Origin of the sequence: Nonomuraea sp. JJY05, from assembly GCF_043496855.1 — a bacterium.
GTDB lineage: Bacteria > Actinomycetota > Actinomycetes > Streptosporangiales > Streptosporangiaceae > Nonomuraea.
Window position 1 is genome coordinate 233,464 of the sequence record NZ_JBIEIS010000010.1, and the last position, 19,500, is coordinate 252,963.

The window sequence follows — 19,500 nt, forward strand, 5'->3', positions numbered from 1 at the left end:
CCGCTCCGATGTCCCCCGAGTTCTACATCGCCGCCGGCGGCATCGTCGCCGCCGCGGTCGTCATCATCCTGCTGTTCAAGGCCGTGTGGCGGGTCGCGGAGCCCAACGAGGCCCTGATCATCTCCGGGCTGGGCGCCCGCCGCCGTGGCGAGGGCGTGGACAGCCTGGGCTTCAAGATCATCACAGGCAAGGGTGCGGCGGTGCTGCCGGGGTTCCAGGCGGCCAGGCGGCTGCGGCTGGACACGAGGGCCGCCAACCTCCAGGTCTCCTGCGTCACCCAGCAGGGCATCCCCGTGCACATCCGCGGCGTGGTCATCTACAAGGTCGGCGACGACCTGTCCTCCATCGCCAACGCCGCCCGCCGCTTCCTCGACCAGCAGGACTTCATGACGAGCGCCATCCACGAGCTGTTCACCGGCCACCTGCGCTCGATCATCGGCAACCTCACCATCGAGGACCTCATACTCAACCGCGAGCGCCTGACCAGCGAGACCAGGGCCTCGGCCGCCGACGAGATGAGCAAGCTGGGCCTGATCGTCGACTCCCTGCAGATCCAGGAGATCGACGACGAGACCGGCTACATCGTCAACCTCGGCAAGCCGCACGCCGCCAAGGTCGCCTCCACCGCCCGCATCGCCCAGGCCCAGCGCGACCAGGAGGCCACCGAGGCCGAGCAGATCGCCGCCGCCAACATGGCCGCCGCCCGCCGCGACTCCCGCATCAAGGAGGCCTCCTACCAGGCCGAGATCGACCAGGCCCAGGCCACCGCCCGCCAGGCGGGCCCGCTGTCGGAGGCGACCGCCCGCCAGGAGGTGGTGGTCCAGGAGACGAGGGCCGCCGAGCTGGAGGCCAAGCTCGCCGAGCAGCGGCTGCAGTCGCAGGTGCGCAAGCCCGCCGACGCCAAGGCGTACGAGACCGTCACGCTCTCCCAGGCCGAGCGCGACGCCCGCATCGCGCAGGCGGAGGCCGAGGCCAGGGAGACCGAGCTGCGCGCCGCCGCGCAGGCCTCCCAGGTCAAGCTGGCCGCCGCGGCGGACGCCGAGTCGGTACGGCTGCGCGGCGAGGCCTCCGGCGCCGCCACGAAGATCGCCGGCGAGGCCGAGGCCGAGGCCCAGGCCGCCCGGGCCCGCGGTCTGGCCCAGGCCGAGGCCGCCAAGGCGCTGGGCCTGGCCGAGGCCGAGGCGTCGGAGGCCAAGGGTCTGGCGGAGGCGCAGGCGATCAGGGCGCGCGCCGAGGCGCTGAAGGAGAACCAGGAGGCGGTCATCGCCCAGCAGCTCGCCGAGCGCTGGCCGGAGGTCGTGGAGGCGGGCGCGAAGGCGTTCGGGAACGTGGACCACATGGTGGTGCTGAACGGCGCCCAGGGCGTCGAGGAATTGCTGGCCAAGGCCCTCACGCTCGGCGGCGCCGGGATCGGCCTGGCCAGGGCCCTGCTCAACGGCGCCACCCCCAATGGGACAGAGCCGGAGATACCTAGTAAAGCGCCTTGATCGGGCGTACCTTTTCATTGGGGCGAGCCGGGAAGTCTGGTCGGCAACTCATACGACCACGTCCTCCCGGGAGCAGGTCATGGACTTAGTGCGCGGCGGTCGCCCAGGCGCAGGCCGAGGCCGAGGGCATCAGGCTGCGCGGCGAGGCGGAGTCGGAGGCGACCAGGCTGCGCGGCAGGGCCGAGGCCGCGGCCGCGCGGGCCAAGGGGCTGGCGCAGGCCGAGGCCATCAAGGCCCGCGCGGAGGCGCTGGCGAGCAACCAGGAGGTGGTCGTCGCGCAGCAACTCGCCGAGCGCTGGCCGGAAATCGTCGAGGCCGGCTCGAAGGCGTTCGGAAACGTCGATCACATGGTGGTGCTGAACGGCGCCCAGGGCGTCGAGGAAATGCTCGCCAAGGCGCTCACGCTCGGGGGCGCCGGATTGGGCCTGGCCAGAGCCTTGCTCAACGGCGGATCGCCAAACGGCGCCGAACCGGAAATCGTTCGTAAAACCACTGAATCCCGCGAATAGCGACGTTACTCGGCTGTCCGGTCTTCCATTCCTCTAGCGTTTTGAACAATGCCGCTGGAGCGAATTGGAGGACGAATGCTGAAGCCCATTTCCGGCATATTCCTGAGTATGTTGGCAATTGCCGGATGTTCCGCCGACAACGCCCCGTCGGCGGCGCCCGCGGCCGCGGCGCCGTCCGCGCAGCAGGCGTCCGCCGAGACGGCCAGGCTGCGCGCCGCCCTGCTGCCGGTGCCCAAGGGCATGCACGTCGCGTACGGGCCCGAGCTGGGCGCGTTCGGCTCGCTCAAGTCCACCCAGCAGGGCCTCGCGGCCGTCCGCGCGGCCAAGCTGCAGCGGCCGGAGTGCGCGGGCGCGGCCCAGCTCGACGCCGAGAAGCCCGACGTCGCCCAGGCGCCGGCGGCCGTGATCGCCTTCGCCGCCGACCGCGGCTCGATCACGCAGGCCGTGGTGTCGCTGCCCAGGGCGGCCTTCCCCGCGCCGCTGCCCAAGGAGTGCGCCTCGTACACCGCGAACGTGAGCGGTACGCAGGTGACCTACAAGACGCGCACCCTCGCGATGCCGGCCAAGGGCGACGAGTCGCGGGCCTACCTCACGACGGCGGCGGGGGACCAGAAGAACGCGCAGATCGGATCGGTCATCATCCGGCGGGGGACGCTGATCATGAGCATGCTGGTGGTGGGGCAGCGGGTGAAGCCGCAGGGGCTCTACGAGCTCGCCCGCCTCGCCGACCAGAACCTCGCCCAGGTCACCCGCTGACTCACCGCACACTTCGGCCGGGGTCCCTTGGACGACGCGGGCCGCCGACCTCCTGCCGCTCCCCCGAAGGGACGCCGGTCGGCGGGGCGCATCGGGCGGTGCGCAGAGCTTCTCTCAAAGGGACGCCCGCCGATGCGCCGCCGGGAAGGGGCGTCGGGCCTCAGATGAGGACGTGGTCGTCCGGGCGGCCGACGAAGGAGAACTGGGCGTTGCGGGTCAGCTTGATGTGGTCCGCCTGCCAGGTGTGCATCGACGCGTCCGCGCTGCGCCAGTAGACGAAGTTGAAGCGGTCCGCCGAGTAGATCTTGACGGAGTCCTCCTTCAGCCGCCGCACTAGGTGGGTGTCCTCACCACGGGTGATGTCCGCGAAGCCGTACGAGCGGAACATGTCCGCCTTGCCGAGGAAAGTGCCGCCCTGGACCAGGAAGGAGTAGCGGTGCTCCAGCCCCGGCAGGCGGAGCATGGTGGTGTTGCTGCCCTCGAAGTACGCGTAGTGCGCGCCCTTGCCGACCAGTTCGGCGTCGGAGTAGTCGAACGCGCGCACCAGGTCCGACAGGTAGTGCTCCCCGTACAGGTTGTCGTCGTCCATCTTGGCGATCAGGTCGCCCTCGGCGGCCGCGATGCCCAGGTTCATGCAGGCGCCGAGCGACAGGGAGGAGTCGGCGGGCAGGACGACGACGTCCGAGATGCCCGCCATGCGAGCCTTGTCGGCGACCACGACCGGGTCGATGTCCAGCCCGTGCAGCACCATGACGAGCTGGAGCGGCCGGTGGATCTGGCGGGCCACGGAGGAGATGGCGTGCTCGATCTGGGAGGCGCGGTTGGTGGGCAGCACGACCGAGATCGAGCGCGACCTGGGCTGCACCTGGTGCCCGAGGTCCTGCAGGATCTGGTCCACGCGGTGCGAGAACAGGTGCTTGTCGAAGACCTCGCGCATCGCCAGGTGCCCCATCCTGGCCCGCAGCTCGGGGCTGTTGATCAGGTGCAGGACCTGGTTGTACGACTCGACCGGCTCGCGCGCGATCGGGATGAGGTCGCCGAAGGTCTCCTCGACGGCCCGTGACCACCCCGACACGACAGGAGTGGCGCAGGCGGACAGCTCGAAGACCCGGCGGGCGCACATGGTCGGCGAGTCGAGCACCGAGTTGACGTTGAGGAAGACCTTGTACATCCGGTACGCGGCCAGCATCTGGTCGTAGGGGAGCTCGCCCACGATGTGCGGCCGGTACTTCTCCGGCCAGGCGTACTTCTCGTCCACCTCGCCGTTGCGCGCGAAGATGTGCAGCCCCAGCTCCCGGACCGGGTCGATGACGGTCTCCATCTGCTCGCGGCGCTCGGGGTGCTTGTCGCGGAAGTACATCCCGGCGAAGACCACGTCGTGCAGGCGGCCCTGCCGCTGCTGGATCGGGTTGTGGACGCGGGGCTGGGCGGCGAACTGCAGCACATCAACCCGATCATGTCCCAAAATTTCCCGATATTTCGGCAGCATGTCACCGTCGCAGGTGAACACGTAGTCGAACAGCTTGGCCGTGTCGATGAAGAAGTCGAAGTTCGGCGGGTCCTCCTTGTTCCAGAAGACCGTCGGGATGCCCTCCCGCTTGCACCAGGCCACGAGATCGCGCAGCGGCTCCTTGGGCGCGTTGGTGCCGGTCATCTGGTAGCGCCAGCGGCCCTGGTTCCCGTGCCAGGCCGACTCGCAGAACAGCAGGTCGGGCCGCTTCTCGGCGAAGATCTCCGGCCAGTCCTTGAGCCCGAACTCGATCTGGTCCCACTCGTACTGGAAGGCCATCCGGGAGAAGTCGTCCAGGATCACCGCGACCTTCAGGTCCGGCCGGTTGACCGGCCCCTTCGGCCACTTCACCGCCGGCACCTCGACCAGCGGCGGCCGGTGGTTGGCGAGCTCGGTCGCCTCGGAGACCGGGACGGGCGGCTTCGGCGCCTTCTCCTTCGACCGGACCGCCTCGACGATCCTCCCCGGGCTCTTCGAGCCCAGGGCCTCGCCCAGCTTGTACGTCCGCTTCGCCTGCGTGGCCTCCAGCTTCCAGCTCGCGTACGCGGCCTTGGCCTCGGCGATCTCCAGCCGCCGCCGCAGCTCCCTGACCTCGGCCTCGAAGCGCTCGACGAGCTTGCGCTCCTCGGGCAGCCAGTTGACGGGCCCGAGCCGCTGGTACGTGGGCTCTTCAGGGGTTTCGGCCATGGTGATACGCCTATCGCTCGGGGGAACCGATGAGAAACCTGCTCATCAGAGTGCCGCCCCGCTGTCGTGCCTGGTCAAGGCCGTAGCGGCAGTCCACTTAGCAGGTTTCTCATCGGACGTCATGCTACGGGGGATAAGGCCGCTATTCGGGGCGTTTGGCCTGAGAGGCGGGGGCGAGGTTGTCGCCCTTCAGCCAGGCGGAGATCACCCGCGCGATCCGCGGCCCGGCCTGGCCGTCCCAGAGCACCGGCAGCTCGCCCGCCGGCGTGGCGGCGCCGTCGGCCAGCGCCTTCTCCGCGGCGGCCGGCAGGAGGGCGGGCGTGATCAGGCGGTTCGTGCCGTGCGTGATCGTGATCGGCCGCTCGGTGTTGGGCCGCAGGGTCAGGCAGGGGACGCCCAGCACGGTCGTCTCCTCCTGGACGCCGCCGGAGTCCGTGACCACCAGCGCGGCGCCGCGTACGAGTGAGAGAAAGTCCACATAGCCGAGCGGGTCGACCACCTTGATCGACTCCCCGTCGACCAGGCCCGCCTCGGCCAGCCGCGCCTTGCCGCGCGGGTGGATCGGCACCACGATCGGGATCTGCCGCGAGACCTGCAGCACCGCGTCCACGAGCTCCTTGGCGGCCTCGGGGGTGTCCACGTTCGCGGGCCGGTGCAGGGTCGCCACGGCATAGCGAGCCGGTATGGCCAGCCGCTCCACGACCGGCGCCGGGTCCAGCGACGGCAGCGCCGCGTACAGGCTGTCGATCATGGGGTTGCCCACCAGGTGCACCTTGGACGCGGGCACGCCCTCGTTCGCGAGGTAGGCGAGGGCCTCGGGGGAGGTGGCGAAGAGCAGGTCGGCCAGCGCGTCCGTGACGACCCGGTTGACCTCCTCCGGCATGCCCCGGTCGAACGAGCGCAGCCCCGCCTCCACGTGCGCGGTCCTGACGCCCAGCTTGGCGCAGACGAGGATCGCGGCCAGCGTCGAGTTCACGTCTCCGTAGACGACGACCAGGTCAGGGTCCTGCTCCTGGACGACCTCCTCCAGGCCGACGAGGAGCGCCGCGGTCTGCTTGGCGTGGCTGCCCGAGCCGACCCCCAGGTTCGCGACGGGCTCGGGGAGACCGAGGTCGGCGAAGAAGACGTCCGACATCAGCGCGTCATAGTGCTGACCAGTGTGGATGATGCCCTGCCGCACGCCGAGTTCACCGAGTGCCCGCACCACCGGGGCCGCTTTCACGAAATTGGGGCGAGCGCCCAATACGTGCAGGACCAGGGGGTTCTCCCTCATTGACCTCGCCTTTCATAGCGGAAGGGGAAAAACGTTGCCTATGGTACGGTCACCGCGTGGCATCCGACGCCAGTCGTCAAGACTCCTCCAAGGTTTCCGCGAAGTCCGCCCGAGCCGGCGTCGGTGGACTTCTCAAAGGTTTCGTTCAGCACCCGATCATCGTTTCCCGCGTCGTCGTGACGAAGGTCAAGTCCGACCCCGTCCGGGTGGCCCAGGCCGCCGCCGACGCGCTTCCGCCCCGGCTGCGCCCCGTCGTCGGCAGCGTCGCCTGGCCCGTCGCGCGGCGTGCCCGGCGCGTCGTGCGCAAGTTCGGCATGCGCGTGGTCAAGGGGCCATGGAACGAGGCCAAGGACCTGTGGAACGCCGGCAGGGTGACCGAGGCCGCCGAGGTGCTCGAAGCCCACACCAAGTACCCGTTCGTCAAGCGCAGGGCCGCCTATTACCGGGGCGAGCTGGCCGCGATCAGCCCTGACCCGATTCCGCCCGGGCCGAAGGTGGCCATCACCGACCGCGTCGCGGGCCGGGTGCTGCACATGGTCACGAACGCGCTGCCGTACACGCAGGCCGGGTACACGGTGCGCACGCACCGTATTGTCACCTCGCAGAAAGCCGCCGGGCTCGACCCGCACGTGGTCACCAGCTGGGGCTGGCCGATGCTGCAGGGGCACGCGGACGCGGCGCCGTTCGAGGAGATCGACGGCATCCCCTACTACCGGCTGCTGCCCGACGGCCACGGGGAGATGCCGTTCGAGACGCGCGGGCGCATCATCAGGGGCGCCGACGCGGTCACCAAGCTCGTCACCGAGCTCAAGCCGCAGGTGCTGCACGCCGCCACCGACCACCGCAACGGCTCCATGGCCCACGCGGTGCGCGACAGGACGGGCACGCCGTTCGTCTACGAAGTGCGCGGCTTCCTGGAGGAGACCTGGGCCTCGCGCGACCCGATCCGGGTGGGCAGCGAGCGGCAGGTGCTCCAGCGCGAGCGCGAGGCGTTCCTCATGCGCGCGGCCGACGCCGTGGTCACGCTGGCCGAGACCATGGCCACGGAGATCGTCGAGCGCGGCGTGCCGCGGGAGAAGATCCACCTGGCGCCCAACGCGGTGGACGACTCGCTGCTGACCGCCCATTACGACGGCGCCTCGTTCAGGAACGCGTACGGCATCGCCCCCGGCGAGATCGTCGTCGGCTCGGTGTCCAGCATCGTGGCCTACGAGGGCTTCGCCACCCTGCTGCGGGCCGCCGCGCTGCTGCGTGACGGCGGCACGCCCGTGCGGGTGCTCATCGTGGGCGACGGCACCGAGCGCGAGAACCTCCTGACGCTGGTCGACGAGCTCGGTCTCACCGACGCCATCCTCCCGGGCCGGGTCGGCCCCGACGAGGCGTTGCAGGCGCAGGACGCCATCGACATCTTCGCCTGCCCGCGAGAGGACCTGCGGGTGTGCCGACTTGTTACGCCATTGAAACCCGTCGAGGCGATGGCGCTCGGAAAGCCCGTCGTACTCAGCGATCTGCCTGCCCTGTCCGAGCTCGTGGGCTCCGACGGCGCCGGGCTGCTCGTCCCTCCGGGCGACCCGGCCGAGCTCGCCAAGGCCATCGCCGGGCTCCGGGAGGACCCGGCCCGGCGCGCTGAGATGGGTGAGGCAGGACGGGCGGAAGTGGCGGCGAAGCGGACTTGGAGCCGCGTTGCCGAGACTTATCAAGCGCTATACCGGTCGCTTGCCTAATGTTGACCTTCGCGTTGGCTGTCACTTGTGACGTGTTCGGTCGCATTAGGCGTGAGCTAGGTGGACTTGAGATAACCTTTGCGACCATGAAGTGTTGTTTCCGGCTCTCTAAGGCGCTGCTGTGACAGAAATCGACTTGGCTGTCATCGGCCTGGGCTATGTCGGCATGCCGCTGGCCAAGGAGGCGGTCGCCGCCGGCCTGCGGGTCGTCGGCCTCGACGTCGACCCCGCCAAGGTCGACGCGCTCAACGCCGGGCAGTCGTACATCGATGACCTGGCCGACGCCGACCTCGAGCACATGCTGGCCAACGGGTTCAGCGCCACGCTCGACGAGACCGTGCTGGCCAGAAGCAACACGATCGTGATCTGCGTGCCCACCCCGCTGGACGAGGACCACCGACCGGACCTGTCCGCCGTGGAGGGCGCCACCAAGGCCGTCGGCCGCAACCTGACCAAGGGCACGCTCGTCGTGCTCGAGTCCACCACCTGGCCCGGCACCACCGACGAGGTGGCCAGGCCGCTGCTGGAGAGCTCGGGGCTCGTCGCGGGCAAGGACTTCCACCTCGCCTTCTCCCCCGAGCGCATCGACCCCGGCAACCCCAAGTTCGGCCTGCGGAACACCCCCAAGGTCGTGGGCGGCTACACGCCGACCTGCCGCGACCGGGCCACGGCGTTCTACGGGCAGTTCATCGAGCAGGTGGTGCCGGTCAGCGGCACCCGCGAGGCCGAGATGGCCAAGCTGCTGGAGAACACTTACCGGCACGTCAACATCGCCCTCGTCAACGAGATGGCGATCTTCTGCGACGAGCTCGGCATAAACCTGTGGGAGTCGATCGAGGCCGCGGCGACCAAGCCGTTCGGCTTCCAGAAGTTCCTGCCGGGTCCGGGCGTCGGTGGGCACTGCATCCCCGTCGACCCCTCGTACCTGTCGTACACCGTGCGCAAGCTCGGCTACCCGTTCAGGTTCGTGGAGCTCGCGCAGGAGATCAACGAGCGGATGCCGTCCTACGTGGTGGCCCGCGTCCAGCGACTGCTGAACCGGCATAAGAAGGCCGTGAACGGCGCCCGGGTCGTTATGCTCGGCGTCACCTACAAACCGGACATCGCCGACGAGCGCGAGACCCCGGCGCTCCCGGTGGCGCGTGCGCTGCTGGAGCTGGGCGCCGAGCTCTCGTTCGCGGATCCCTACGTCAAGGAGTGGGCGGTAGACGGCACCCTGGTGCCGCGTGAGGAGGATCTGGCCAAGGCCGTGATCGACGCGGACGTGACGCTGCTGCTGCAGCAGCACGCCGCGTTCGACCTCGACATGGTCGAGGACAAGGCCCGGCTCGTGCTCGACACCCGCGGTGTTCTCACCGAGGGTGAACGCGTCGAGCGGCTGTAGCGACGGAGGGCAGCGCGCAGTGCACGTGCTCGTCATGACGGTGGTGCATAACCCCGAGGATGCTCGAATTCTGCACAGGCAGATTCGTGCCCTTGTGGATGCCGGTCATGAGGTCACGTACGCCGCCTCGTTCACCGCTCACGGAGTCGTACCGCGACCCTGGGTGACCGGCGTCGACCTCCCCCGCGCCGCGCAACGCAAGCGGATGGCGGCCGTGTGGGCCGCCCGGCGGCTGTTCAAGCGCATGCGCGACAAGGTCGATCTCGTCCTCATCCACGACCCCGAGCTGCTGTTCGCCATCTGGGGCGTGCGCAACCGGCCGCCCGTGGTGTGGGACGTGCACGAGGACACCCCCGCCACGCTCTCGCTCAAGCCGTGGCTGCCGGCGCCGCTGCGGCCTCCCGTGCGGTTCTTCGCCCGCATGCTGGAGGGCACCGCGGAGCGCCACATGCACCTGCTGCTGGCCGAGACGGCGTACGCGGGCAGGTTCAAGCACGCCCATCTGATCGTCCCGAACGAGACCTGGGTGCCCGACTCCGTGACACCTCCCGGCGACGACCGGGTGGTCTACCTCGGCTGGCTGTCCAGGGCCAGGGGCGTGTACGAGGCCGTCGAGGTGGCGAAGCTGCTGCAGCCGTACCGGGTGGCCGTGGAGCTGATCGGGTACGCCGACCCGCAGAGCCGTCCGATGCTCAACCAGGCCGTCACCGAGGGCCTGCTGGAGTGGCGCGACTTCATGCCCAACGACGAGGCGCTCAAGCGGCTCGACGGGGCGCTGGCCGGGCTGTCGCTGCTGCACGACGAGCCCAACTACCGCCACTCGATGCCCACGAAGATCGTGGAGTACATGGCGCACGGCATCCCCGTCATCACGACCCCGTCGCCGCGCGCCGTCGAGCTGGTGGAGCGCTACGACAGCGGGGTCGTGGTGCCCTGGGAGGACCCCAAGGCCGTGGCGCAGGCCGTCCTGACCCTGCGGGACGACGTGCGGGAGCGGCGGGCGCAGGGCGCGCGCGGTTACGCGGCGGCCCGGGCGAACCACCACTGGCCCAACTCGGCCAAACGCTTCGTGACCCAGCTGGAGTCCTGGGCCGGGGTCAAGCGGGGGTAGGTTCCTGAACGTGCGCTGGCTCTTACTCGTTGTGGGCGCAGCGATCCTGGCAGTGATCGCCGCCGTGGTCATCGTCATGCCACCGTCCGACGAGCCGGCGCCCACGGCCGCGTCCTCGACGCCCAAGCCGTCGCAGACCGATCCCACGCCGAAGGTGCCCGAGTTCACCGACAACTGTGGAACGTTCGAGACCAGAGAGCGGGCCCCGTACGCCGTCACCGGCTACTGGATCACCCCCAAGTCCAACCCCTGCACCTGGCGCAGCCAGCTGGAGGAGATCCACAGCGTGGGCGGCGACACGATCATCAGGATCGGGTACGGCCTGCAGTTCCGCACCGTCTCCGACTCGGGCGAGATCCTGACGAGGGACGGGGAGCTCGACTCGCTCTACAAGGCGTGCGAGGAGGACGGGCTCACCTGCCACGACGCGGCCGAGCGGGACCTGCGCGAGGCCAATCCCGGCAACCGGGTCGGCCGCACGTACGTCTACCGCACGGACGAGTCGTTCGGCCCCAACCTGTTCCGCTGCCCGCAGATGGAGCACCCCGTCAAGGCGGGCAAGCGGATCTACTACCGGCTCCTCACCCAGCCGGACGGTTCCGACGACGCCACGTGCGACTTCTCCGGCAAGGCCACCTCCTACGACATGATCCTGGTGGCCGGGTCGGAGGAGGACAGCCTGGCCAAGCTCCTCGACCTGGGCGACCAGTTCGGCATGCGGATCTTCCCGGCGCTGCCGCTGGCGCCGCGCGACCCCAAGACGCCCACCAGGGCGTACAAGAAGCATCTCGGCACGCTGACCACGCTGACGCGGCGCATCCTGCAGGACTACGGCGTGCGGTTCGCCGGCCGCGACTCGCTCGGTGGCGTCTACCAGCCGTTCGAGGTCCAGATGGCGGACACCCTGGCCACGAACCCGACGCTGGAGGTGTACGCCGACCAGCACACGATCGTGGAGCAGGAGCTCGACAAACCCATCCTCATCAGCCCCTACATGGACGCGCGCAAGAGGGTGCCCTTCGGGCAGACGCCCAAGCAGGTGGCCGAGGCGTTCAAGGCGCTGGCGAAGACCGGGGTCGGCATCATCGCGCCCCAGGACAGCCGGGGGACCGGCAAGGTCGGGCTGTTCTGGCCGGACCAGCGCGACGACGAGGTGGACGAGCGGCTGCGACCGGTGGTGGGAGAGTCGACGTACGGGACGGCCTACCACGGCTCCACGCGCGACTACTACCGGGAGATGGCGGCGGCCCGCGCGGAGATGGTCGCGGCCGGCTTCCAGGTGGACCTGTGGGCGAACGTCGAGGCGTTCGAGCCCTCGGGCAAGGAGCCGTGCGCCCCGCAGGGCACTCGCGGCAAGACGGACAAGAAGCGCCTGGACCAGGCCGTGACCATGGCGGGGCGTTACGTACAGAAGGTCGTCTCCTACATGTGGAGCGACTTCATGACATGCGGCACGCCGTCGCTCGAGAAGGAGATCACCACCGACTGGCGGCGGCCGATCGCGGTGGACGCGATCAGGAAGGCCCGCGACATCCAGGACGGGGTGGAGGTTCGCGGGTACAACTTCAGGGACAGCACCGTCACGATCACGTGGTCCGGGGGGACGAAGGACCTGTCGGTGCCGGCCGTCGGCTGGCTGGACGAGGCCCGGCAGGAAGGGCTGGCCGAAGGCATGGTCACGGCCTGGGTGCCGTTCGACTGGACGCAGGTGCCGGCCGGGGACTGGGTGCGGATCACCGTCAAGGGTCCGTCGGGTCAGGTCACGACGGAGCCCTTACACGTTCGGATTGTCACGTAGGCACGGTTACCTGCCGACTACTGACAGCGTGTAGCGTGCCTCCATGGTCCCGAGCATCCCGGTCAGCGTCGACCTGGTCGTGCTCACCGTGCGAAACCACGCCCTGAGCGCCCTGGTGTGGCGCCGTGACAATCCCCCCTTCCTGCGCCGCTGGTCCCTGTCCGGCGGCTTCATCCAGCTCGACGAGGACCTCCCGGCCGCCGCCCACCGCATCCTCGCCGAGCGGGCCGGCCTCCCGGGCGCGCCGGTCCACCTGGAGCAGCTCCAGACGTACGGCTATCCCGACCGCGACCCCCGCCAGCGCGTCCTGAGCGTCGCCTACCTGGGCCTGGCCCCCGACCTGCCGGCCTCGGAGAAGGCCCACATGAGCTGGCAGCCGGTCGACTCGCTCACGGTCATGGCCTTCGACCACCGCCGCATCATGCAGGACGGGATCGAGCGGGCGCGGGCCAAGCTGGAGTACACGTCGCTGGGGGCGGCCTTCTGCCCGCCCGACTTCACGGTGGCGGATCTGCGCCGCGTGTACGAGATCGTCTGGGGCCGGCCTTTGGACCCACGCAACTTCCACCGGAAGGTCACCAAGGCCGAGGGCTTCCTGGTGGAGACGGGCGCCACGACGACCAGGGACGGGGGCCGCCCGGCCAAGCTCTACCGCCGCGGCCCCGCCGAGCTCCTTCACCCGCCGATGCTCCGCAGCCTCAAGGAGTAGGGCTCCTCAGCACGGCCGCGGTCATGGGGGTGTGCAGGCTCCAACCGAGGGTTTCGTAGAGGGCCTGGCCTTCCGCGGTGGCCACCAGGACGCCCGTGCGGGCCCCCAGCGACGCCGCCGTGCTCGCCAGCGTACGCATGATCACGGTGCCGAGCCCGCGGCGGCGGTGGTTGCCCGCCGTCTCCACCTGGTCCACCACGGCCGTGCGGCCCGCCAGGGCGAACTGGCCCCGGGCGGCGACCTCGCCCGCGGCCGTCAGCAGGCGGGCCGCCGTGACCCCGGCGCGGGTCGTGACGGCCAGCGTGTAGCCGGGGGGAGCCTGGAAGGGCCCGCGGTTCAGCCACGCCGTCATCATGAACTCCGGGTCCTGCACGGCCCATCGCTCCGGCAGGAAGGGGCTGACTTCCGAGGCCGGGGCGCACAGCTTCAGCCAGGTCCCGGGCGTCGTGAGGGTGTCGGTCAGGCGGTGGAGGGTCTCCGGCGTCGGTGCGGCGACGATGTGGCGGGACACGTGGCCGGGCAGGCCCACGTCCACCCGCAGGCCCCACGGCTCCGGTACGGGTCGGGGGGCGTTGCGGGAGATCACCCAGCCGTCCACCCAGGCCCGAACTGTTGCGGTATGGGCAGTTTTGAGAACCTCCGTCATGATGTCCAGCTTATGGTCTGCCCTCCACCGCCGACCGGGGCGTAGCAGGATAAAAAGGACACGGCGTGGCACCGCCGAGTCGTGACCCGGGCCAGGTAGGGTCCCCGGTGTGCGCGTTGAGATACATGGTCACAGGGGAGCTCGGGGCCTCTGGCCGGAGAACACCCTGCCGGGGATGAGCCGCACGATGGAGCTCGGCGTCCACGCGCTCGAGCTCGACGTCGCCCTCACCGCCGATCGGCGGCTCGTGCTCACGCACGACCTCACGGTCTCGGCCGTGACCAGTGCCGACCGGCGGCCGCTCAGGGCCGACGATCCGCTCTACCCGTACGTCGGCAAGCCGATCAACGCCCTCACGCTGGCGCAGCTGCGCATGCTCGACGTGGGCGTGCGGCTGCCGCGCCACCCCGACGACCCGTTCGCGCTGACGCAGGTCGCCATGCCCGAGACCAGGATGCCGACGCTCGGCGCGGTGCTGGGGCTGGTGAACGCCTACGAGGCGGAGGGCGTACGGCTGCACGTCGAGCTGAAGTCCGACCCCACCAGGCCCCACCTGACGGCCGACCCCGAGCTGTTCACCGAGCTGGTCGTCGAGGAGCTCGACCGGCACGGCAGGCTGGACAACGTGGCCATCCTCAGCTTCGACTGGCGGATCGTCACCCATGCCGCCAGGCTCGCCCCGGGCTCCCGGCGGTTCGCGCTGATCGAGCTGGACACCCTCCACTGGCACGACGACCTGGGCGACGACATACCCGCCGCCGCCCGCGACGCCGGGGCGACCACGCTCTCGCCCGAGCACGCCATGGTGGACGAGGCGCTGATGGCCCAGGCCAGGGCCGCCGGCCTCGACGTGGCGGTCTGGACCGTCAACGAGACCGGCCTGGCGGCGAGAATGCTGGATCTGGGGGTGGCCGGGATCGTCACCGACTATCCCGATCGGATGCGGGAGCTCTGGCGGGAGCGGGGGATGGAGCTGCCCGAGCCCGTGGGCCCGCTGAAGCCGGTGGGGGTCTAGAGCCAGCCGTTCCTGCGGAAGCCCCGATGCAGGAGCACGCAGGCGGCGACCATGACGGACAGCACCGCGGGGTAGCCCCAGACCGAGTGGATCTCCGGCATGAAGTCGAAGTTCATGCCGTAGACGCCGGCGATCATGGTCGGCACGGCCATGATGGCGACCCAGGACGAGATCTTGCGCATGTCCTCGTTGGCCAGGGCGTTGGAGCGGGCCAGGGCGGCCTGCAGGATCGAGCTGCACAGCTCGTTGGAGGACTCCACCTGCTCGCAGACCCGGGAGAGGTGGTCGCCGACGTCGCGGAAGTATTCGCGCATGTCCGAGGGGATGACGCGACGCTGCGGCAGCGCGGCCATGGGGGACTGCAGCGGGGTGATGGCCCGCTTCATCTCCAGCATCTCCCGCTTGAGCTGGTAGATCCGGTTGATGTCGCGGGAGCTGACGTCGGCGAACACCGTCGCCTCGACCTCTTCCAGCTCCAGCTGCATGAGGTCGGCGACCTGGAGGTACTGGTCGACGACGTGGTCGGAGATGGCGTGCAGGACGCCGGCCGGGCCGCGGTTCATCAGCTTGGGCTTGTCCTCAAGACGCTCGCGGACCACGGTGAGCGGGCAGTGGTCGCCGTGCCGCACCGTCACCACGAAGTCCGGGCCGAGGAACACCATGATCTCGCCGGTGGCGATGATCTCGCTGGTGGCGGTCAGCTCGTCGTGGTCGAGGTAGGCGATGGTCTTGAGCACCATGAACAGCGACTCGCCGTACCGCTCGACCTTGGGGCGCTGGTGGGCCTTGACGGCGTCCTCGACGGCCAGCGGGTGGAGGTCGAACACCTCCGCCAGCCACTCGACCTCGGGGGCCTCGGGCTCGTGGAGTCCCACCCAGACGAACCCGTTGGCGCCGTCGGAGTCCTTGTTGCGCTCGCGGACGAGGTTGAGCGCCTCCACGATGCCGGTGGCGGCGACCTTCCTGCCCTGGACGTAGGCGCCGTACTCGACGATGGAGTCGACGGGGGGCACGCACATGTCACGCACCGGCTCTGCGAGCTGGAGCGCGGTGCGCGTCGAAAGAGGGTGACGGTTGATGCGACGGAAAAGCGTGGACGAGCGCATGGCAGTCCCTTTCCGCCCGACCTGGCACGCTCCACGCGCGATGAAACTTCACCTCACAGAATGCGTGGAGGCACGATCAGGCTGCCGGATTGGAGTGGTCGGGGGTATACGGGGTGTACGTGTGCGAGCACGTACTGCTGGGATCACCAGGATTCATCCCGGACCACCTCCAATCACATTGGGACGCCGCGAAGCCGCCCTAACTTACCACAGCCGGGTGAACTTCTTTGACGATACTCGCCAGGACAGTCTCGACTCAGGTAGAACTCCACAAAGTTCTGGCCCTGTTCCGGCGATTGGTGTGGCCGAGGCCCCAGCCTGTGCCAGGCTGCGGGCCTGCGACAATGGACCACGTGCGCGTTCTAGTCATTGGTTCCGGAGGGCGTGAGCACGCCCTGTGCCGTTCCCTCAGCCTCGATCCCCAGGTCAGCGAGCTCCACTGCGCCCCGGGCAACCCGGGCGTCGAGGAGGTGGCGACCCTTCATCCCGTCGATCCGCTCGACCCCGGGCAGGTGGCCGAGCTGGCCGTGCGGCTGCGGGTCGATCTCGTGGTCGTGGGGCCGGAGGCGCCGCTCGTGGCGGGGGTGTCCGACGCCGTGCGCGACGCGGGCATCGCGTGCTTCGGGCCGTCGAAGGACGCCGCCATGATCGAGGGCTCCAAGACGTTCGCCAAGGAGGTCATGAGGGCGGCCGACGTGCCGACCGCGCGGGCCAGGACGTGCGTCACCGAGGAGGAGGCGGCCGCCGCGCTCGACGAGTTCGGGGCCCCGTACGTGGTCAAGGACGACGGGCTCGCGGCCGGCAAGGGCGTGGTCGTCACCGACGACAGGGACAAGGCCCTCGCGCACGCGCGCGCGTGCGAGCGCGTGGTGATCGAGGAGTTCCTCGACGGGCCGGAGGTGTCGCTGTTCGCGCTGTGCGACGGCAGCACGGCGGTGCCGCTGCAGCTCGCCCAGGACTTCAAGCGGGCCTACGACGGCGACGAGGGCCCCAACACCGGCGGCATGGGCGCCTACACGCCGCTGCCGTGGGCGCCCGAAGGGCTGACCGAGCAGGTCATGCGGGAGATCGTGCACCCGACGATCGGCGAGCTGACCCGGCGCGGGCTGCCCTTCCAGGGCGTGCTCTTCGTGGGGCTGGCGCTGACCTCGAAGGGGCCGAAGGTCGTGGAGTTCAACGCGCGCTTCGGCGACCCGGAGACGGAGGTGCTGCTCGACCGGCTGGAGACGCCGCTGGGCGGGCTGCTGATGGCGTGCGCGACGGGCGAGCTGGGGCTCGACCCGGTGTTCAAGGACGGCTCGGCCGTGACCGTGGTGATCGCTTCCGAGGGCTACCCCGAGGCGCCGGTCAAGGGCGACGCCATCAAGGGGCTGCAGGAGACCGGCACCGCGTACGTCCTGCACGCGGGGACCGCGCGGCAGGGCGACGACGTGGTCTCCGCCGGCGGGCGGGTGCTCGCCGTGGTCGGCCACGGGCCCGACCAGGAGAGCGCGCGCCAGGCGGCCTATGACCTCGTCGGCCGGATCGAGCTGCGGGGCTCCCACCACAGGACGGACATCGCCCGATGAAGCACGTGCACTCCGGCAAGGTACGCGACCTCTACCGGACCGACGACGGCAACCTGCTGATGGTCGCCTCCGACCGCCTGTCGGCCTTCGACTACGTGCTGGAGCCCGAGATCCCCGACAAGGGGGCCATTCTCACGCAGATGTCGTTGTGGTGGTTCGACCAGCTCGAGGACGTCGTGCCCAACCACATCCTGGGCAAGGGCGACGACGCCCGCAGCGTGCTGTGCAGGCCGCTGACGATGGTGCAGGTCGAGTGCATCGCGCGGGGCTACCTCACCGGCGGCGGGCTGAACGAGTACCGCGCCGACGGCACGGTCTCCGGGATCCGGCTGCCGGAGGGGCTCGAGGACGGCTCTCGGCTGCCCGAGCCGATCTTCACGCCGACCACCAAGGCGCCCATGGGGCAGCACGACGAGCCGATCTCGTACGAGCAGGTCGTCCAGGAGGTCGGTAAGGAGACCGCCGAGGAGCTGCGGCGGATCACCCTGGCCGTCTACGCGCGCGGCGCCGAGATCGCCAGGGAGCGCGGCATCATCGTGGCCGACACCAAGATCGAGCTCGGCTATGACGCCGACGGGGTGCTGACCCTGGGCGACGAGGTGCTGACACCTGACTCCTCGCGGTTCTGGCCGGCCGACGAGTGGCAGCCGGGCCGCGCGCAGCCCTCTTTCGACAAGCAATTTGTACGTGATTGGCTGCTATCGCCCGAATCCGGATGGGACAAATCCTCCGGAAACCCCCCGCCTGCGCTTCCTGACCACATCGTGGAGCGCACGAGGCAGCGATACCTAGAAGCATATGAGCGCATCACGGGGGCTTCCTTTAGCGGATGATTCGGCTGGGCCAGTTGGTGTAACCGACTACTGTTGGCCCGATCGAGCCTCACCGTTGATTTCAAGGAGCCGCACGAATGGTCCGTTACCGCGTGCGCGGTGGCAACGCACTGCGTGGAACCGCGTTCATCCAGGGCGCGAAGAACGCCGTGCTCCCCATGATCGGTGCGGCTCTGCTCGCCGCCAAGGGCCGCACCGTTCTACGCAACGTGCCGATCATCGAGGACGTCCGCCGCGCGGTCGAGCTGGCCGAGGCGGTCGGCGCGTACGTCGAGCTGCACGAGTCCGAGCGCACGCTGGTCATCGACGCCTCCAGGCTGACCAGCGCCGTTCTGCCGGCAGAGATCGCCAGGCGCTTCCGCGGTTCCGTCCTGTTCACCCCCGCCCTGCTCCACCGGCTGGGCGAGGCGATCATCGAGGGCGTCGGCGGCTGCAATCTCGGCAGCCGCAACCTCGACTTCCACTACCTCGGCTACAAGCGGCTGGGCGCGCTCGTGGACGAGGGCGAGACCGTCATCCACGTCAAGGCGTCCGGCCTGACCGGCGCGACCCTCTACCTCGACACCCCGTCCCACACCGGCACCGAGAACCTCATCATGGCCGCCGCCCTGGCCAAGGGCACGACGGTGATCGAGAACGCGGCCCTGGAGCCCGAGGTGCTCGACGTCATCGACATGCTGACCAAGATGGGCGCGCGGATCAGCGGCGGCGGCACGGGGTTCATCACCGTGGAGGGCGTGGAGGAGCTGCACGCCGTCGAGCACACGGTGATGCCCGACCGGCTCGACGCGGGCGTGTTCGCGATGGCCGCGGCGATCACCGGGGGCGAGCTGAGCCTGGTGGGCACGGGCCTCGACCTCGGCGTCGTCCGCTACAAGCTGGAGCAGATGGGCGTCGAGTTCGCCCGGCAGGGCGCCGTCCTGCATGTGCGGTGCGAGGGCCCGCTGCGCCCGATCAACATCATCACCGACACCTACCCCGGCTTCGCCACCGACCTGCAGTCGCCGATGATGACCGTCGCGGCGCTCGCCGACGGCACCAGCTACATCCACGAGCGCATCTTCGACGGCAGGTTCGCCCTGGCCGGAGAGCTGAACAAGATGGGCGCCAACGTCGAGGTCGAGGGCAGCCGGGCCGTCGTGCGCGGCCGCACGCCGCTGATCGGCACCCAGGTGACGGCCCACGATCTTCGCTCCGGCATCGCCCTGGTGCTCGCCGGCCTCGCCGCAGAGGGTGAGACCCAGATCGACTCGGGATACCTCATCGATCGCGGCCACGCGCATCTCGCCGCCCGAATGCGCGCTCTCGGCGCGGACATTACACGAGAGATTTCAGAGCGCTAAAAAACGCCAGAAAAACCTCGTTGAGCTGCTAGGACATCTTG

16 protein-coding genes are annotated in these 19,500 nt (G+C 69.7%); 12 read left to right on the forward strand and 4 right to left on the reverse strand.

Annotated features, from left to right (window positions below; all coding sequences use genetic code 11):
* Positions 1-8 precede the first annotated feature (8 nt).
* From ACFKCF_RS18045 to ACFKCF_RS18055, 3 genes are all read left to right on the forward strand, one after another.
* Positions 9-1,487 (forward strand): SPFH domain-containing protein, encoded by a 1,479-nt coding sequence (locus tag ACFKCF_RS18045; protein WP_394494905.1) that lies wholly within the window; start codon positions 9-11, stop codon positions 1,485-1,487.
* A gap of 167 nt (positions 1,488-1,654) precedes the next feature.
* On the forward strand, positions 1,655-1,996 hold the full coding sequence (locus ACFKCF_RS18050) for a flotillin domain-containing protein (protein ID WP_394495106.1): 342 nt from the start codon (positions 1,655-1,657) through the stop codon (positions 1,994-1,996).
* A 108-nt stretch (positions 1,997-2,104) separates the two neighbouring features.
* On the forward strand, positions 2,105-2,752 hold the full coding sequence (locus tag ACFKCF_RS18055; protein WP_394494907.1) for a hypothetical protein: 648 nt from the start codon (positions 2,105-2,107) through the stop codon (positions 2,750-2,752).
* 160 nt (positions 2,753-2,912) lie between these two features.
* On the opposite strand, the gene ACFKCF_RS18060 is transcribed toward ACFKCF_RS18055, so the two are convergent.
* Both ACFKCF_RS18060 and wecB read right to left on the reverse strand, forming a co-directional pair.
* Positions 2,913-4,949 (reverse strand): glycosyltransferase, encoded by a 2,037-nt coding sequence (locus ACFKCF_RS18060; RefSeq protein ID WP_394494909.1) that lies wholly within the window; start codon positions 4,947-4,949, stop codon positions 2,913-2,915.
* Between the two features lie 142 nt (positions 4,950-5,091).
* Entirely contained in the window at positions 5,092-6,222 is a 1,131-nt protein-coding gene (wecB, locus tag ACFKCF_RS18065) for a non-hydrolyzing UDP-N-acetylglucosamine 2-epimerase (protein ID WP_394494911.1), read from the reverse strand.
* Positions 6,223-6,398: 176 nt separating this feature from the next.
* Between wecB and ACFKCF_RS18070 the strand changes: the two genes are divergently transcribed.
* From ACFKCF_RS18070 to ACFKCF_RS18090, 5 genes are all read left to right on the forward strand, one after another.
* Positions 6,399-7,946, forward strand: a complete 1,548-nt coding sequence (locus ACFKCF_RS18070) for a glycosyltransferase family 4 protein (RefSeq protein ID WP_394494913.1) — start codon at positions 6,399-6,401, stop codon at positions 7,944-7,946.
* A gap of 121 nt (positions 7,947-8,067) precedes the next feature.
* Positions 8,068-9,330 (forward strand): nucleotide sugar dehydrogenase, encoded by a 1,263-nt coding sequence (locus ACFKCF_RS18075; protein ID WP_394494915.1) that lies wholly within the window; start codon positions 8,068-8,070, stop codon positions 9,328-9,330.
* A 19-nt stretch (positions 9,331-9,349) separates the two neighbouring features.
* The gene (locus tag ACFKCF_RS18080) at positions 9,350-10,441 is read left to right on the forward strand and encodes a glycosyltransferase (RefSeq protein ID WP_394494917.1); all 1,092 of its coding nucleotides are present in this window, start codon (positions 9,350-9,352) and stop codon (positions 10,439-10,441) included.
* Positions 10,442-10,451: 10 nt separating this feature from the next.
* The gene (locus ACFKCF_RS18085) at positions 10,452-12,239 is read left to right on the forward strand and encodes a DUF4434 domain-containing protein (RefSeq protein WP_394494919.1); all 1,788 of its coding nucleotides are present in this window, start codon (positions 10,452-10,454) and stop codon (positions 12,237-12,239) included.
* A gap of 43 nt (positions 12,240-12,282) precedes the next feature.
* Entirely contained in the window at positions 12,283-12,948 is a 666-nt protein-coding gene (locus tag ACFKCF_RS18090) for an NUDIX domain-containing protein (RefSeq protein ID WP_394494920.1), read from the forward strand.
* On the opposite strand, the gene ACFKCF_RS18095 is transcribed toward ACFKCF_RS18090, so the two are convergent.
* A complete protein-coding gene (locus ACFKCF_RS18095) occupies positions 12,938-13,594 on the reverse strand; it encodes a GNAT family N-acetyltransferase (RefSeq protein WP_394494922.1) in 657 nt (218 codons plus the stop codon). The two genes, ACFKCF_RS18090 and ACFKCF_RS18095, sit on opposite strands and share 11 nt — an antisense overlap.
* A gap of 109 nt (positions 13,595-13,703) precedes the next feature.
* Here ACFKCF_RS18095 and ACFKCF_RS18100 point away from each other — a divergent pair, with 109 nt between their 5' ends.
* On the forward strand, positions 13,704-14,609 hold the full coding sequence (locus ACFKCF_RS18100; protein ID WP_394494924.1) for a glycerophosphodiester phosphodiesterase family protein: 906 nt from the start codon (positions 13,704-13,706) through the stop codon (positions 14,607-14,609).
* On the opposite strand, the gene corA is transcribed toward ACFKCF_RS18100, so the two are convergent.
* A complete protein-coding gene (gene corA / locus ACFKCF_RS18105; RefSeq protein WP_394494926.1) occupies positions 14,606-15,628 on the reverse strand; it encodes a magnesium/cobalt transporter CorA in 1,023 nt (340 codons plus the stop codon). The genes ACFKCF_RS18100 and corA overlap by 4 nt on opposite strands.
* A 440-nt stretch (positions 15,629-16,068) precedes the next feature.
* Between corA and purD the strand changes: the two genes are divergently transcribed.
* From purD to murA, 3 genes are all read left to right on the forward strand, one after another.
* Positions 16,069-17,283: a phosphoribosylamine--glycine ligase gene (gene purD / locus ACFKCF_RS18110; protein WP_394494928.1), complete on the forward strand. Its 1,215-nt coding sequence runs from the start codon at positions 16,069-16,071 to the stop codon at positions 17,281-17,283.
* Positions 17,280-18,116, forward strand: a complete 837-nt coding sequence (locus ACFKCF_RS18115; protein ID WP_394494930.1) for a phosphoribosylaminoimidazolesuccinocarboxamide synthase — start codon at positions 17,280-17,282, stop codon at positions 18,114-18,116. The genes purD and ACFKCF_RS18115 overlap by 4 nt, the downstream gene beginning before the upstream one ends.
* Before the next feature lie 77 nt (positions 18,117-18,193).
* Positions 18,194-19,459 (forward strand): UDP-N-acetylglucosamine 1-carboxyvinyltransferase, encoded by a 1,266-nt coding sequence (murA, locus tag ACFKCF_RS18120; RefSeq protein WP_394494931.1) that lies wholly within the window; start codon positions 18,194-18,196, stop codon positions 19,457-19,459.
* The last annotated feature ends 41 nt before the right edge of the window (positions 19,460-19,500 follow it).

Coding starts and splice junctions, on each gene's coding strand:
- ACFKCF_RS18045 (WP_394494905.1), top strand. CDS start 9: ATGTCCCCCGAGTTCTACATCGCCGCCGGCGGCATCGTCGCCGCCGCG.
- ACFKCF_RS18055 (WP_394494907.1), top strand. CDS start 2,105: ATGTTGGCAATTGCCGGATGTTCCGCCGACAACGCCCCGTCGGCGGCG.
- ACFKCF_RS18060 (WP_394494909.1), bottom strand. CDS start 4,949: ATGGCCGAAACCCCTGAAGAGCCCACGTACCAGCGGCTCGGGCCCGTC.
- wecB (WP_394494911.1), bottom strand. CDS start 6,222: ATGAGGGAGAACCCCCTGGTCCTGCACGTATTGGGCGCTCGCCCCAAT.
- ACFKCF_RS18090 (WP_394494920.1), top strand. CDS start 12,283: ATGGTCCCGAGCATCCCGGTCAGCGTCGACCTGGTCGTGCTCACCGTG.
- ACFKCF_RS18095 (WP_394494922.1), bottom strand. CDS start 13,594: ATGACGGAGGTTCTCAAAACTGCCCATACCGCAACAGTTCGGGCCTGG.
- corA (WP_394494926.1), bottom strand. CDS start 15,628: ATGTGCGTGCCCCCCGTCGACTCCATCGTCGAGTACGGCGCCTACGTC.
- ACFKCF_RS18115 (WP_394494930.1), top strand. CDS start 17,280: ATGAAGCACGTGCACTCCGGCAAGGTACGCGACCTCTACCGGACCGAC.
- murA (WP_394494931.1), top strand. CDS start 18,194: ATGGTCCGTTACCGCGTGCGCGGTGGCAACGCACTGCGTGGAACCGCG.